Source organism: Pantoea sp. UBA4549, from assembly GCF_002387285.1.
Lineage (GTDB): Bacteria > Pseudomonadota > Gammaproteobacteria > Enterobacterales > Enterobacteriaceae > Pantoea > Pantoea borealis.
Genome location: NZ_DGLH01000008.1, coordinates 35,783 through 51,125, shown reverse-complemented (window position 1 = coordinate 51,125; position 15,343 = coordinate 35,783). Strand labels below are relative to the sequence as shown.

At 57.4% G+C, this 15,343-nt stretch carries 12 protein-coding genes and 4 tRNA genes; 12 read left to right on the top strand and 4 right to left on the bottom strand.

From position 1 onward, the window contains the following. Nucleotides 1–20 precede the first annotated feature (20 nt). The 5 genes from wecG to B3041_RS06025 all read left to right on the top strand — a co-directional run bounded on the left by wecG (nt 21) and on the right by B3041_RS06025 (nt 1,374). Nucleotides 21–755 carry a lipopolysaccharide N-acetylmannosaminouronosyltransferase gene (gene wecG / locus B3041_RS06045; protein WP_412159225.1) on the top strand — a complete coding sequence of 245 codons (735 nt, stop codon included), beginning with the start codon at nt 21–23 and terminating at the stop codon, nt 753–755. A gap of 158 nt (nt 756–913) precedes the next feature. Next, a tRNA-Arg gene (locus B3041_RS06040) sits at nt 914–990 on the top strand. Between the two features lie 90 nt (nt 991–1,080). Continuing rightward, nucleotides 1,081–1,156, top strand: a tRNA-His gene (locus B3041_RS06035). A 16-nt stretch (nt 1,157–1,172) separates the two neighbouring features. Next, nucleotides 1,173–1,259 (top strand) — tRNA-Leu (locus tag B3041_RS06030). A 38-nt stretch (nt 1,260–1,297) separates the two neighbouring features. Continuing rightward, nucleotides 1,298–1,374: transfer RNA gene (locus B3041_RS06025), tRNA-Pro, on the top strand. Nucleotides 1,375–2,437: 1,063 nt separating this feature from the next. Here the strand turns inward: B3041_RS06025 and hemY are convergent. The 4 genes from hemY to hemC are packed head-to-tail and all read right to left on the bottom strand — an operon-like array spanning nt 2,438 to nt 6,469. Continuing rightward, nucleotides 2,438–3,634: a protoheme IX biogenesis protein HemY gene (gene hemY / locus B3041_RS06020; RefSeq protein WP_065647809.1), complete on the bottom strand. Its 1,197-nt coding sequence runs from the start codon at nt 3,632–3,634 to the stop codon at nt 2,438–2,440. Nucleotides 3,635–3,636: 2 nt separating this feature from the next. Further along, the gene (hemX, locus tag B3041_RS06015) at nt 3,637–4,767 is read right to left on the bottom strand and encodes a uroporphyrinogen-III C-methyltransferase (protein WP_292970105.1); all 1,131 of its coding nucleotides are present in this window, start codon (nt 4,765–4,767) and stop codon (nt 3,637–3,639) included. Nucleotides 4,768–4,790: 23 nt separating this feature from the next. Continuing rightward, nucleotides 4,791–5,531, bottom strand: a complete 741-nt coding sequence (gene hemD / locus B3041_RS06010) for a uroporphyrinogen-III synthase (protein ID WP_065647807.1) — start codon at nt 5,529–5,531, stop codon at nt 4,791–4,793. Continuing rightward, the gene (gene hemC, locus B3041_RS06005; RefSeq protein ID WP_065647919.1) at nt 5,528–6,469 is read right to left on the bottom strand and encodes a hydroxymethylbilane synthase; all 942 of its coding nucleotides are present in this window, start codon (nt 6,467–6,469) and stop codon (nt 5,528–5,530) included. Before hemC ends, hemD begins: the two co-directional genes overlap by 4 nt. Before the next feature lie 308 nt (nt 6,470–6,777). On the opposite strand from hemC, the gene B3041_RS06000 reads away from it, so the two are divergent. From B3041_RS06000 to uvrD, 7 genes are all read left to right on the top strand, one after another. After that, nucleotides 6,778–9,336, top strand: coding sequence for a class I adenylate cyclase (locus tag B3041_RS06000; RefSeq protein ID WP_292970102.1), 2,559 nt, complete (start codon nt 6,778–6,780; stop codon nt 9,334–9,336). A 112-nt stretch (nt 9,337–9,448) separates the two neighbouring features. Then, nucleotides 9,449–9,652 carry an LPS translocon maturation chaperone LptM gene (lptM, locus tag B3041_RS05995; RefSeq protein WP_039381747.1) on the top strand — a complete coding sequence of 68 codons (204 nt, stop codon included), beginning with the start codon at nt 9,449–9,451 and terminating at the stop codon, nt 9,650–9,652. A 29-nt stretch (nt 9,653–9,681) separates the two neighbouring features. Beyond that, complete coding sequence (dapF, locus tag B3041_RS05990) at nt 9,682–10,506, top strand: diaminopimelate epimerase (RefSeq protein WP_039385679.1); 825 nt, start codon at nt 9,682–9,684, stop codon at nt 10,504–10,506. Next, nucleotides 10,503–11,207: a DUF484 domain-containing protein gene (locus B3041_RS05985; protein ID WP_065647804.1), complete on the top strand. Its 705-nt coding sequence runs from the start codon at nt 10,503–10,505 to the stop codon at nt 11,205–11,207. Before dapF ends, B3041_RS05985 begins: the two co-directional genes overlap by 4 nt. Beyond that, the gene (gene xerC, locus B3041_RS05980) at nt 11,204–12,106 is read left to right on the top strand and encodes a tyrosine recombinase XerC (RefSeq protein ID WP_065647803.1); all 903 of its coding nucleotides are present in this window, start codon (nt 11,204–11,206) and stop codon (nt 12,104–12,106) included. The genes B3041_RS05985 and xerC overlap by 4 nt, the downstream gene beginning before the upstream one ends. Further along, entirely contained in the window at nt 12,103–12,819 is a 717-nt protein-coding gene (gene yigB / locus B3041_RS05975) for a 5-amino-6-(5-phospho-D-ribitylamino)uracil phosphatase YigB (protein WP_065647802.1), read from the top strand. Before xerC ends, yigB begins: the two co-directional genes overlap by 4 nt. Nucleotides 12,820–12,986: 167 nt before the next feature. Continuing rightward, on the top strand, nt 12,987–15,149 hold the full coding sequence (uvrD, locus tag B3041_RS05970) for a DNA helicase II (RefSeq protein ID WP_065647917.1): 2,163 nt from the start codon (nt 12,987–12,989) through the stop codon (nt 15,147–15,149). The last annotated feature ends 194 nt before the right edge of the window (nt 15,150–15,343 follow it).

The following is a 15,343-nucleotide window of genomic DNA, read 5'->3' as shown; positions in this document are numbered from 1 at the left end:
CAAAACGGAAGATGAAAACCATGACTACCCCTGAGCCGCACTACGTTATACGCGGCGTTGAGCTGCATGCTTTTAATGATATGGAGAGCTTTGTCAGCTTTCTGCTGCCTGACAATACGCCCCGCCGCGGTACGCTGATTGCAATCAATGCTGAAAAGATGCTGACGCTGGAAGAGGATGCGCAGCTGCGCGCGCTGATTGGCGAAGCAGAATTCAAATATCCGGATGGCATCAGCATTGTCCGCTCGCTGCGCAAAAAGTATCCGCAACTGCAGGTCAGCCGCATTGCCGGTGCCGATCTGTGGGAGGCGCTGATGGAGCGCGCCGGACGCGCCGGGATCCCGGTGTTTTTAATTGGCGGCCGCGAGCAGGTGCTGCAGGAGACCTGTGACAAACTGCAGCGTCAGTGGAACGTGAACATTGTCGGTAGCCAGAACGGCTACTTCGCCCCGGCTGAACGCGAGGCGCTGTTTGCGCGTATCGCCGCAAGCGGTGCCAAAATAGTTACCGTAGCGCAGGGATCGCCACGCCAGGAACTTCTGATGCGCGACTGCCGTCAGCACTGGCCTGATGCGCTCTATATGGGGGTAGGCGGCACGTATGATGTTTTCACCGGCAACGTTACCCGCGCGCCGCGTCTCTGGCAGCGTCTGGGGCTGGAGTGGCTCTATCGACTGATCCGTCAGCCTTCGCGCTGGCGCCGGCAACTCAAGCTGCTGAAATATTTGCGCTACCACTGGCGCGGCGATCTCTGAGGCTGCTGATTAATCCAGCAATTTTTTAGCATATAAGCGTGAAACTGCGCTATTTATCGACGGAATGCACAAACCATAACCAAACGCGTTTTTTTCTTTAAAAAGCACTGGACAGGGTGAAGCCAAATACGTAGTATGCCCATCCGCAACGGCGCTACGCGCCCGTAGCTCAGCTGGATAGAGCGCTGCCCTCCGGAGGCAGAGGTCTCAGGTTCGAATCCTGTCGGGCGCGCCATTTTCTTTTGGGCGCAAGAGCTTCGGTGGTTGGTTTTAACCGCGTTATGCAGTGAATAGTAAGCGTAACAGCTTACGCACCAGAATTATGGTGGCTATAGCTCAGTTGGTAGAGCCCTGGATTGTGATTCCAGTTGTCGTGGGTTCGAGTCCCATTAGCCACCCCAGATTTTGCTGGGACATGCGAAGGTGGCGGAATTGGTAGACGCGCTAGCTTCAGGTGTTAGTGTTCTTACGGACGTGAGGGTTCAAGTCCCTCTCTTCGCACCAGGCAGAATTTTAGTAACAGAAGTAAAGAAGTAAAAAATCGGCGAGTAGCGCAGCTTGGTAGCGCAACTGGTTTGGGACCAGTGGGTCGGAGGTTCGAATCCTCTCTCGCCGACCATATTCGAAAAGCCTGCTTGAAAAAGCAGGCTTTTTTCGTTTGTGCGCAATTCAGAACACCTCACAATGCGGGTCGCATAAATGCGACCCCTGCAGAAAATACGCGATACGGTTTGCGGCCAGGGTCGCATAAATGCGACCCCTACAGAAAACGCGCGATACGGTTTCGCAGGGGCGCCATTCATGGCGCCCTGGTTTAAAACGGGTGCGGTACGTAATGACGCCGTGGTTTAAACACGCAATACGGTTTGCGGCCAGGGTCGCATAAATGCGACCCCTACAGAAAACGCGCGATACGATTTCGTAGGGGCGCCATTCATGGCGCCCTGGTTAAAGGCGGATGCGATACGTAATGACGTAAACCCGCAATACGATCCGCGGCCAGGGTCGCATGAATGCACCCCCACAAAAAACCCGCGATATGATTTGCAGGCAGGGTCGCATAAATGTGACCCCTACAATTTTGTAGGGGCGCCATTCATGGCGCCCTGGTTCAAGACGGGTACGATACGTAATGACGTAACACGCGATACGATCCGCGGGCAGGGTCGCATAAATGCGACCCTGCGGTTTTTGTCGTATTTTTACGACAAATAACGCTTTGATAAAATTAAATTTATTCCGTGAGAGATCGGTTTGTCGTTGTTTTGCGACGAAAATGACCGCAATGGCATACTGCCTGCGGCATCTCGCTTTTCAGATAAGAGGGCAGCAGCGTTAACTTCCTGAATCTGAGAAGCTTTTTAAGAAAAATGCCAATCTGGCACATCTTGTGCAATACTTCCTGTCGTAGATGCTCATTCCACCTCTTATGTCCGCGTATGCGACATAAACCTGGGAATGATGCAGAGCCCCTTACGGTATCCGTTGTCCAGCCTGGCAGTAACGCTCTGCGCTACTGTAGTTAGACGGACATTACGTTGAGTCGGATACCATCAGTTGTCTTATGACCTGATCTTACACCTGCTTCTGGCAGGTGTTTTTTTATCTGTTTCCGGGGCAGCGGGCAGGGTTCAGGCAAAAAAAAGCCGGGACAAGCCCGGCAGACAAACAACAAGCATAAATCAGGTGGCCGGATTATTCTTCAGCGTCAGCAGCAGGCCCTCGCGGCGCATGCTGGCCGCATCCTCCGGACGCTGCAGGCGATCGTAGACATCCGCCAGCCAGGCATAATCAAACGCATCAGGACGCTGCGCCAGCGCCTGCTCAAACGCATCAGCGGCCTGTTGCCACTCACCGTGGCGCATCAGCAACTGCCCGAGCGTACTGTGCAGCAGCGGCGTGGCGCCATGCTGTTTGATCTGCTGACGCAGCGCTTTCTCCAGCGCATCAGGATTGCCGCTTTTGATGCGCGGCATCAGCAGCACCAGCCGATCGTCATACTGCTTTTTCAGACCATCCAGCACAATATCCTGAGCCGTATCGGGATCGTTGCACTCGATCAGATGCTCGCTCATGGCCACCTGCAGCGCAGTTTCCTGTCGCGTCTTGCGACTCTGACTCTGCCACCAGCGCTTCAGGCCCTCGCTACCCTGATCGGCCATCGCCTGGTTCATTAATCCCAGCCACGCCTGCTGCTGCAGCGCATGACGCTGTGCATCATCGTTAATCCGGGCTTTTTGCATCACCGGCAGAATATCCAGCAGGGCGCCCCAGGCGCCGGTTCGAATATAGGCCTGCTCTGCCAGACGCAGCACTTCCGGATGACGCGGCGCGACCTCCAGCAAACGGTCGACACCATGACGCGCCGCATGATCTTCATTGCGTGCCAGCTGCAACCGTACCCGGGTGATCTCTACCGGAATAGTATTGTTATCTGCCAGTTCGGAGGCGCGCTCCAGATGCTGATTAGCCCGGCTTTCATCGCCGCGCTGCTGTGCCGCTTCGGCCGCAAGCAGATAGTTTGCTACCGGCTGATCGGCGTGATCGGCATTCTTCGCCAGCAGCTTTTCTGCCTGCTGATAGTCGCCTTCCGCCAGCTTCATCAGCGCATGCTGCGTATGACGCTGCGCGCTGCGACGTTTACGGCCGGTGAACCAGCCGCGCGTGCGGACGCCGGTGCGGAACAGACGGCGCAGGATCCACTCTGCCAGCAGAATCACCAGCAGGCTCAGGATCAGGATAATCCCCAGCCCCGTCACGCTGGTCTCAATATTCCAGTTATCAGTCTGGATCAGCACATAACCCTGATGCCCGGCTACCATCGGGCCCAGCACGACGCCGGCCAGCAACAGCAGGAAAAGTACCAGTACTTTTAGCATGGTCAGCCTCCCTGTTGTTCAGCCGCAACCGATGGCTGCGCCAGCAGATTGCGCACGCGCGTTTGCATCAGTTTTTCCAGCAGCGGCTGACTCTCCAGCGAATCCGGCACGTCCATAGAGATGGTCTGCTGGCTCAGCTCATCCAGCTGTGCAAGAAACGCCCGGGTCGCTGCATCGTTGGTGTCATACCAGGCGCGTACCCAGCTTGATACCGCATCCAGCGACTGTTTATAGATCTCTTCCTGGTGACGCGGTACTGCCTGCGCGGCGATCAGCAGACGCGAGCGAATATTCTCACGCAGATAGACGTCCTGGTTAGGAGCCAGAAGCGGCTGAGCAGTATTATCGCGGCGGCGGATAGTAATGAAATCATCCATAAAGTTATGCCAGCTCTTCACCAGGTTCTGCCGCCATTCACGCAACGAGCCGGAGAGTTCACCGCCATCGCTGTCCATGGGCGCATCGTCGTTGTCATCGTCCGCCAGGCGCAGATTGTCTACACCGTTAGAGAGCTGATTCAGTTTCAGAATAATGCCGTCGTAGTCGACCTGGCTGACGGTTGAAAGCGAGCTGATATCCTGCGTCAGCGCCCGGCGGACAGTGGTCATGCTGGGATCGTTCATCTCGGCCAGACTGGTATCAGCGCTTTTCAGCAGAGCAGCGGCCGTGGTGACATCCTGATCGCTCCAGAGCTTGCGACCCGCCAGTTTCACGAGATAGTCGGCTTGCGCCAGCAGCCAGGTGCGGGTGTCGTTACCTGAGATAGTGGCGACTTTTTCACGCAGCGTCTCCAGCTCTTTTGCGCTGTTATCCTGCTTGGTGCGCGCTTCCTGCAGGGCGGTGCCGGCGTCATTCAGCTGCTGCGTCAGCTGGCGCTTGTCGCTGCCAAGCTGCTGCTGCAGCGCGCTGAGCTGCTCACTGAGCTGCTGGTTAGTCTGAGCCTGTACATCGGCCTGGTGTTTCCCGTTCAGGTAAAGGCCTGCGCCAATCGCCAGCGCAATTACAATTGCCACCGCGCTCAATACCCGGCCATCGCGCTGTTTTTCGCGTGGCGGCTGGTTTTCTGGCGTCGGGGAAGTGTCCGCTGGGGTAGTTTCTTCAACCATGGCGGAGGAAGCTTTGTGTTCCGTCATTGTGGCTCATCCCATTGTTAAGTTCAGCGTAACGCACGCAGCAGCGCGTCGTTATCGGCACCATCGGCTACGTCTATCTCCTGCCAGCCCGCTTCAGCGGCCTGGGTAGCCAAACGTTCACTGACGACCACCAGTCGACAGTGCAGTAACCACTCCCGCCGGTCGATTGGCGGAAACAGTGCATGGAGTTGTTTTAACATTTCACCGCTGGTCACTACCAGCGTGGTAATCCCGCGGTCGCGCCAGCGCCGGCCCTCGATAGCGCCGTCATAGTGCTTCTCATTGCGCTGATAGCACTCACAGTATTGCACTTCTGCGCCACGTGCGATGAGAGTTTCAGCTAATAATTCCCGACCGGGACTGCCGCGCAGGATCAGCGCGCGCTTGCCGCTGACCTGCTGCAGACGCTGCAGGCGAACCAGCTCTTCGCTGGTCTCCCGCGCATGAGGATAGTCTACTTTGAGATTTGTGACGGTGTGCAGCGCCAGCGCAGTTGAGCGGCCAATCGCATAGTAATCAGCGGCCGCGGGCCAGACTGTCTGGCTGTGCTGCAGCGCCGGTTGTGCAAAATGCACCACCTGCTGTGATAGCAGAAAAACCAAATCGCCCGGCCGCAGCGCCGTCAGCTGTTGCGGTAACTGTGCTAAATCGCGACCCGGCGTAAATTCAATCAGCGGGAACGCCCACGCCAGCTTGCCCAGGCTGCGCAGACGCGCAACCAGTTCGCTGGCAGCCGGTTCCGGACGGGTCACGAGAATAGTCATACCGGCGGCTGTCCCTGATAGACCTCATGCAGAATTTCACGGGCACCCTTATTCAGCAGCTCTTCAGCCAGTGAAATGCCCATCTGCTCCGCCTGCTCACGCGGACCGCGGCGCTCACCGGTAACCATCTGGCTGCCGTCGGGCGCGCCCACCAGACCACGCAGCCAGAGCTGGTCATCTTCCAGTACGGCAAAACTGCCGATCGGCACCTGACATCCGCCCTCAAGCCGGGTGTTCATGGCGCGTTCAGCACGCACGCATACTGCGGTCTCACTGTGATTCAGCGCTTCCAGCAGCGTAATTAACGCGCTGTCATCAAGCCGGCACTCAATGCCTACTGCGCCCTGTCCCACGGCGGGCAGCGACAGCTCTGCAGGCAGCGCCTGACGAATGCGATCTTCCAGTCCAAGGCGTTTCAGGCCGGCAGCGGCCAGAATGATGGCATCATATTCACCCGCATCCAGTTTGCCGAGGCGGGTGCCGACATTGCCCCGCAGCGAACGGATAACCAGGTCGGGCCGGCGTGCGCTCAGCTGACACTGGCGACGCAGGCTGGAGGTGCCTACCACCGCGCCCTGCGGCAGTTCATCGATCGCGTTATACCGATTAGAGACAAAGGCGTCGCGTGGATCTTCACGCTCGCAGATGGTCACCAGCCCAAGGCCTTCCGGAAAGTTAACCGGCACATCTTTCATGGAATGCACCGCCAGATCGGCGCGATTCTCCAGCATGGCCTGTTCCAGCTCTTTAACGAACAAACCCTTGCCGCCCACTTTTGCCAGCGGGGTATCGAGAATAACATCGCCTTTGGTCACCATCGGCACCAGCTCTACCTGCAGGCCGGGATGAGCTGCCATCAGGCGTTGCTGAACATATTGTGCCTGCCAGAGTGCGAGAGGACTTTGACGGGTAGCAATTCTGAAAATTTTGTTTAACATACCGTTAACCATTTTGATCGTTCATCGATTATCCTATCATCGATAGGGGAATGCTGTCAGTTTCAACGGATTGAAAAGGCCGCACTATTCATCTGTGGCTCGCCACTCCTCATCAGGCGCGGCGCAAAAAAAGCGGGTTGCCCCGTGGCAGATGCTAAACTGTCAGGTAGCGCAACTTTCTTTACGGTCAATCCTTCTGGTGTTAGATTGATCACGTTTCCAGCAATGATTTGCCTGCACACCTTATTATTAAAATGGCAAACGCTGGAAGCAGGGTGCTTAACACTGGGACAATCAGGCGAAACGTCTTGTACCTCTACATTGAGACACTTAAACAGAGACTGGATGCAATTAACCAGCTGCGCGTTGACCGCGCGCTGGCTGCTATGGGGCCTGCCTTCCAGCACGTCTACAGTCTGCTGCCAACATTACTGCACTATCATCATCCTCTGATGCCGGGTTACGTTGAAGGTAACGTTCCACACGGCGTCTGCTTTTTCACGCCTGATGAACAGCAACAGCAGCTGTTGCATACCGTCACCGGTAAGCCTGCGGCAGATCTGACGCCTGCGGCTGAGGGTGAACGGCCAATTACCGCTATCTACTCTATGGGCAGCACCTCGTCAGTCGGACAGAACAGCGTGTCCGATCTGGATATCTGGGTATGCCACCACTCCTGGCTTGATAATGAAGAGCGTCTGGCCCTGCAGCGTAAGTGTACGCTGTTACAGAAATGGTGTGTGTCAATGGGTGTGGAAGTGAGCTTTTTCCTCATTGATGAAAACCGCTTTCGACATAATGAGAGCGGCAGCCTCGGGGGCGAAGATTGCGGATCGACCCAGCATATTCTGTTGCTTGATGAGTTCTATCGCACGGCGGTGCGCATGGCAGGCAAGCGCATTCTGTGGAATATGGTGCCGAATGAGGAAGAGCATCATTATGACGACTATGTCATGTCACTCTATTCCCAGGGCGTACTGACTCCTAACGAATGGCTCGATTTAGGCGGCCTCGGTACGCTGTCGGCAGAAGAGTATTTTGGCGCCAGCCTGTGGCAGCTCTATAAAAGTATCGACTCGCCCTATAAAGCTGTCCTGAAAACGCTGCTACTGGAGGCGTACAGCTGGGAGTATCCGAATACGCAGCTGCTGGCGATGGATATCAGACAGCGCCTGCATGAAGGCGAAATCGTCAGTTTCGGGCTGGATCCCTACTGCATGATGCTGGAGCGGGTTACGCGCTATCTGACCAGCGTGGAAGATCACGCCCGCCTGGACCTGGTGCGGCGCTGCTTCTATCTGAAAGTGTGCGAGAAGCTTTCCGGAGACGATCAGCACGCCCGCAACGGCTGGCGGCGCGAAATCCTGCTGCAGCTGGTAAAATCCTGGGGCTGGGACGAAGAGAAACTCGCCGTACTGGACAACCGTGCCGGGTGGAAGATCGAGCGCGTGCGCGAAGCGCATAATGAGCTGCTGGATGCGATGATGCAGAGCTATCGTAACCTGATCCGCTTTGCGCGCCGGAACAATTTAAGCGTCAGTGCCAGCCCGCAGGATATCGGCGTGCTGACGCGTAAACTGTATGCCGCTTTTGAAGCGCTGCCGGGTAAGGTCACGCTGGTCAACCCGCAAATATCCCCTGATTTGTCAGAAGAAAATCTGACCTTTATCCACGTGCCCGCCGGGCGTGCTAACCGGTCAGGCTGGTATCTCTATAACCAGTCGCCGGATATGAGTTCAATTATCAGCCATCAGCCGCTGGAATATAACCGTTATCTGAACAAGCTGGTGGCGTGGGCATGGTTCAACGGCTTACTGACGCAGAAAACGCGGCTGCATATTAAAGGGAATGAGCTGTGCGATCTGGCACGTCTGCAGGAGCTGGTCAGCGATGTCTCTGGCCACTTTCCGCTGCGCCTGCCGGCACCAACGCCAAAAGCACTTTACAGCCCGTGTGAAATTCGTCATCTGGCGATCATTGTCAATCTTGAGCACGATCCCACTGCCGCATTCCGCAATCAGGTCGTGCACTTTGATTTCCGCAAGCTGGACGTCTTCAGCTTTGGTCAGCAGCAGCAGTGCCTGATTGGCAGTGTCGATCTGCTCTACCGTAACTCGTGGAATGAAGTACGCACCCTGCATTTCAGCGGTGAACAGGCGATGATTGACGCGCTGAAAACCATTCTGGGTAAGATGCATCAGGATGCCGCCCCGCCCGATACGGTTGAGGTATTTTGCTACAGTCAGCATCTGCGTGGCCTGATCCGCACGCGGGTACAGCAGCTGGTGTCAGAGTGCATCGAGCTGCGCCTGTCGAGTACGCGGCAGGAGCCGGGTCGCTTCAAAGCGATTCGCGTCGCGGGACAAACCTGGGGGCTCTTCTTTGAGCGCATGAGCGTCTCGGTACAGAAGCTGGAGAACGCGGTAGAGTTTTACGGTGCGATTTCCAATAACAAGCTGCATGGATTATCAATCAAAGTGGAATCGAATCAGACCCCGCTGCCGCCGGTGGTAAACGGCTACGCCAGCGAAGGCATCATTCAGTTTTTCTTTGAAGACACCAGCGACGATCGCGGATTCAACATCTATATTCTCGACGAGAGCAATCGCGTGGAGATTTACCACCACTGTGAGGGCAGTAAAGAGGAGCTGGTGCGCGACGTCAGCCGCTTCTACTCTTCATCACACGATCGCTTTACCTACGGCTCAAGCTTTATCAATTTCAATCTGCCGCAGTTTTATCAAATCGTGAACACCGGCGACCGTTTTCAGGTGATCCCGTTCCGCAGCCAGACGCTGACGCAGCTCTGTGCGACCCCGCCGGACAACGATAACGGCGATTTTATGCCGCGTTATCAGGTGCACTGAGCGTCTCTTTTCTGACGGCCTGCGCGGCCACTCTGTCCGATATTTCCTGTTGCTTTTACACCATCAGCTGCGATGATAAGCAGCTGAGAATTGGACAATACGAGCAGAGAAAATGAGACGAGTCATAAGCCAGTTGGGCATGGCGCTGATGCTGGTCAGCCTGGCAGGCTGCGGCCTGAAAGGCCCGTTATACTTCCCGCCCGCGGACAAGCCGCAGCAGAACGACAAGCCGACAGAACAGCAGCAGCAGGCCGCTCAGCAGGCGGATACCGGGGGCCTGGTCACCGGCAGCTCATCAGGCGTACAGTCAAACTAAATTCAATGAGTAATCCGGCGGAGCAGAAAATGCAGTTCTCGAAAATGCACGGTCTCGGCAATGACTTTATGGTCGTGGATGCCGTGACACAAAACGTCTTTTTTTCGCCGGAATTGATTCGCCGCCTGGCGGATCGGCATCTGGGGATCGGCTTTGATCAGCTGCTGATCGTAGAGCCACCCTACGATCCGGATCTCGACTTTCACTATCGCATATTTAACGCTGACGGCAGTGAAGTGGCACAGTGTGGCAACGGCGCGCGCTGTTTTGCCCGCTTTGTGCGCCTGAAAGGGCTGACCAATAAAAGTGACATTCGCGTCAGCACGCAAACCGGACGTATGGTATTGAGCGTGACCAGTGATGAACTGGTACGCGTCAATATGGGCGAGCCTGACTTTGATCCGCAGCGTGTGCCGCTGCGCGCGAATAAAGCGGAAAATCTCTATCTGCAGCGCGTCGCTGAGCAGACCGTGATGTTTGGTGCGGTCTCAATGGGTAATCCGCACTGCGTGATCCAGGTGGAGAGCGTGATAACTGCAGCCGTTGAGACGCTGGGACCGGCGCTGGAAAGCCACGAGCGTTTCCCGGAACGCGTTAACGTCGGCTTTATGGAAGTGGTCAGCCGCGAGCATGTGCGCCTGCGCGTGTATGAGCGCGGCGCTGGCGAAACGCAGGCGTGCGGCAGCGGCGCCTGTGCAGCAGTGGCCTGTGGTATTCAGCAGGGGCTGCTGGCAGAAAAAGTACGTGTCGATCTGCCGGGCGGGACGCTGCATATCGCCTGGAAGGGGGCCGGACAGCCGCTGTATATGACCGGACCCGCCACCCACGTTTATGACGGATTTATTCATTTATGAAATACCCGGAAGAGCAGACTGACAGCGCGGTACAGCCCGACGATCGCGCGGTCAGCGCTTATCTGCAGCAGAACCCCGACTTTTTTATCCGTAACGCCCGTCAGGTTGAACAGATGGCGGTGCCGCACGCGGTGCGCGGCAGCGTCTCGCTGGTAGAGTGGCACATGGCGCGCCAGCGCAACCACATCCGTCAGCTGGAAGAGGAGATCACGCTGCTGATGGAGCAGGCCAACGCCAACCATCAGCTGTTTGATCGCCTGCTGGCGCTGCAGGGGCATCTTGCTGCCGCTGACAGTCTGCAGGAGATGCTGAACCGCCTGCAGCGCTGGGCGCGCGAGCTGGGTCTGGCAGGCGCCAATGTGCGGCTGTTCAGCGATCAATGGCGTCTCGGCGCACCCTCCGATTTTATCCAGCTGGGTCTGGCACGACAGGCGTTTGAGCCGCTGCGTATTCAGCGCTTCGGTCAGCAGCAGCACTATCTTGGCAGCCTGAACGGACCGGAGCTGCTGCTGCTGCTGCCGCAGGCGAAAGCGGTCGGCTCGGTTGCCATGTCGCTGCTGGGCGAGCGGGGTGAAGCGGGCATTGTGATCTTCAGCAGCCGTGATAATCAGCACTATCAGGCCGGTATGGGGACACTCTTACTGCAGCATCTGGCCCAGATGCTGCCGGCGCTGCTGGCGCGCTGGATCGAACGCGTATGAGCACGCTACTGCCCGCTGTCGATGCCTTTCTGCGCTACCTGCAGGTAGAACGTCAGCTCAGTCCGCTGACGCAGAAAAACTATCGTCGCCAGCTGCTGGCAATCGTCTCCCTGGCAGAGGGGATGCAGCTGACAGAGTGGTCGACGCTGGAGCCGGCGCAGGTACGCAGCCTGGCTGCGCGCAGCCGGCGCGATGGTCTGCAGGCGAGCAGTCTGGCGCTGCGTATGTCCGCTCTGCGCAGTTTTCTTGACTGGCAGGTCAGTCAGGGCATGCTGAGTGCAAATCCGGCGAAAGGTATCGCCACGCCGCGTAACGCCCGCCATCTGCCAAAAAATATGGACGTGGATGAAGTCACGCAGCTGCTGGAGATTGACCTTAATGACCCGCTGGCGGTGCGCGATCGCGCGATGCTTGAAACCATGTACGGCGGCGGCCTGCGACTCAGCGAGCTGGTAGGGATCAATTGCCGCGATCTCGATGCGGAGTCCGGTGAAGTTCAGGTGCTGGGTAAAGGCAGTAAAGAGCGGCGCGTGCCGGTTGGCGCAACGGCGGTGACCTGGCTGCAGCACTGGCTGGCGCTGCGCGACAGCTTTGCTCCGCAGGATGATGCCCTGTTTGTCTCTTCACGCGGCAGCCGGATTTCTGCGCGCAACGTGCAGAAGCGGTTTGCCGAATGGGGCATTAAACAGGGTGTGGCGAGCCATATTCATCCGCATAAGCTGCGCCACTCGTTTGCCACGCACCTGCTGGAGTCAAGCGGCGATCTGCGCGCGGTACAGGAGCTGCTGGGGCATGCCAACCTCTCGACCACACAAATTTATACCCATCTCGATTTCCAGCATCTGGCCTCGGTCTATGATGCCGCGCACCCGCGTGCCAAACGAGGAAAATCAGAATGAAGTTTTACCGCTCTCTGCATCCGGTTAAGGCGCTGACCTTCGATCTGGATGATACGCTGTATGACAACCGTCCGGTGATCCGGAAAACCGCGCAGGAAACGCACGCGGCGCTGCAGGCATTTCATCCGGCGCTGCGCGAATTCACACCTGCAGACTATCAGCAGCTGCGTGATGAGCTGCTGGCGCGCGAGCCCGATATTTATCACGACGTCTCAGAGTGGCGCCGCCGTTCGGTGGAACTGGCGTTGCTGAATGCTGGCCTGCCGGCTGCCGATGCTGCCACGGGCGCAGGAGAGGTCATGCGCACTTTTCATCACTGGCGCAGTCAGGTTGCGATGCCGGAAGAGACGCATCAGACGCTGCGCTGGCTCGGCGAGCGCGTGCCGCTGGTGGCGATCACCAACGGCAACGCCGATCCGGAAAAGCTCGGTATTCAGCACTACTTTCAGTTTACGCTGCGCGCCGGTCCGCACGGACGCGCGAAGCCGTGGCAGGATATGTATCATCTCGCAGCGGAGCGTCTTGCTATTGCGCCAGAGGCGATCCTGCACGTTGGTGATGACCTGACGACCGATGTGGCAGGCGCGCTGCGTGCCGGCCTGCAGGCGTGCTGGATCAACCTGAACAGCGGCAATCTGATGCAGATGGATGACGCCCGTCTGCTGCCGCACGTTGAAATTCATCGGTTGGCATCCCTGACCTCACTGCTATAATGGCTGTAAATTTATCCAGTCGTATCCTCCGGCGCACGACTTTACGGGCTGTGCCGGTTCACTCTGGTGACTTACCTGCGTAAGCGCGCGACCATTCAGAGACCTGCAGCATCGCTGCAGGGCGAATGACTCAGGGTACGCAACTCTATTCTTTAAAAACGGTGCTTATGGACGTTTCTGATCTGCTCGACGGCTTGAATGACAAACAGCGTGAGGCGGTTGCCGCACCGCGCAGCAATCTGCTGGTGCTGGCCGGAGCAGGCAGCGGCAAAACCCGTGTGCTGGTGCACCGCATCGCCTGGCTGCTGTCGGTGGAGAACTGCTCACCTTACTCCATCATGGCGGTCACCTTCACCAATAAAGCCGCGGCCGAGATGCGTCATCGCATCGATCAGCTGATTGGCAGCGGGCAGGGCGGCATGTGGATTGGCACTTTCCATGGCCTGGCGCATCGCCTGCTGCGGGCGCATCATCTTGACGCCGGGCTGCCGCAGGATTTTCAGATCCTCGACAGCGAAGATCAGCTGCGGCTGCTGAAGCGCCTGATCAAGTCAATGAACCTGGATGATAAGCAGTGGCCGGCGCGCCAGGGCATGTGGTACATCAACGGCAAGAAAGATGAAGGTCTGCGGCCAAAACATATCGAAAGCTACAACAACCCGGTTGAGCAGACGTGGCTGCGTATTTACCAGGCTTACCAGGAAGCGTGCGATCGCGCCGGCCTGGTCGATTTTGCCGAGCTGCTGCTGCGGGCGCATGAGCTGTGGCTGCATAAGCCCCAGATCCTCAATCACTACCGCGAGCGCTTTAGCAATATTCTGGTTGATGAGTTTCAGGATACCAACAACATTCAGTATGCGTGGATCCGCATGCTGGCCGGCGACAGCAGCCGGGTAATTATTGTCGGCGATGACGATCAGTCCATCTACGGCTGGCGCGGCGCGCAGGTCGAAAATATCCAGCGCTTCCTGCAGGACTTTCCCGGGGCGGAAACTATCCGCCTGGAGCAGAACTACCGCTCCACCAACCATATCCTGAAATCCGCCAACGCCCTGATTGCCAATAACAGCGGGCGGCTTGGAAAAGAGCTCTGGACCGACGGCAGCGACGGCGAAAAGATTTCAATCTACTGCGCGTTTAACGAGCTGGATGAAGCGCGCTTTGTGGTTAACCGCATTAAAACCTGGCATGAGAACGGCAATGCGCTGCAGGATTGCGCGATTCTCTATCGCAGTAACGCCCAGTCGCGCGTGCTGGAAGAGGCGCTGCTGCAGGCCAGCATGCCCTACCGTATTTATGGCGGTATGCGCTTCTTTGAACGTCAGGAGATCAAAGATGCGCTCGCCTATCTGCGCCTGATCGCCAACCGCAACGACGACGCCGCGTTTGAACGCGTGGTCAATACGCCGACGCGCGGCGTGGGCGACAGAACGCTGGATGTGGTACGGCAGACGGCGCGCGAAAAACAGCTGACGCTGTGGCAGGCCACGCGGGAACTGCTGCAGAACCGGGCCCTGGCGGGCCGGGCGGCGTCGGCACTGCAGCGCTTCTGCGAACTGGTTGATGCGCTGGCGCATGAAACCGCAGAGATGCCGCTGCATGTGCAGACCGATCGCGTGATCAAAGACTCCGGCCTGTGGCTGATGTATGAGCAGGAAAAAGGCGAAAAGGGCCAGGCGCGTATTGAGAACTTAGAGGAGCTGGTCACGGCCACCCGACAGTTCAGCTATCAGGATGAAGATGAAGATTTGATGCCGCTGCAGGCGTTTTTATCGCATGCGGCGCTGGAAGCGGGCGAAGGCCAGGCGGACAAATGGCAGGATGCCGTACAGCTGATGACGCTGCACTCGGCAAAAGGGCTGGAGTTTACGCAGGTCTTTATCGTTGGCATGGAAGAGGGCATGTTCCCGAGCCAGATGTCGCTGGATGAGGGCGGGCGTCTGGAAGAGGAGCGACGGCTGGCCTATGTTGGCGTTACCCGGGCAATGGTTAAACTGACGCTCACCTATGCCGAGACGCGGCGGCTTTACGGTAAGGAAGTGTATCATCGCCCGTCGCGCTTTATTGGCGAACTGCCGGAAGAGTGCGTCGAGGAAGTACGCCTGCGCGCCAGCGTCAGTCGCCCGGTCAGCCATCAGCGCATGGGCACGCCCACCAGCAAAAGCGACAGCGGTTTTACGCTGGGTCAGCGGGTACGCCACGCGAAGTTTGGCGAGGGCACTATTGTTAATCTGGAAGGCAGCGGCGAACACAGCCGTCTGCAGGTCGCCTTTCAGGGGCAGGGCATTAAGTGGCTGGTCGCCGCCTATGCGCGACTGGAGGCGATGTAGCGCGGCTGCGCTACCTTGACGACTTTTTCGTCTCAGCGTAACATGCGCGCACTATTATCATGAGAGGACAATGCCTTGGACGCGCCCAGTCGATGCTGGCTCAACATCCTGTTTACCAGGAATATCTAAGGCTACCTCTTTACGCAGGTAGCCTGAAAGGTTATCCGCGACCTCCTTTGCTTATCCGTCGCATG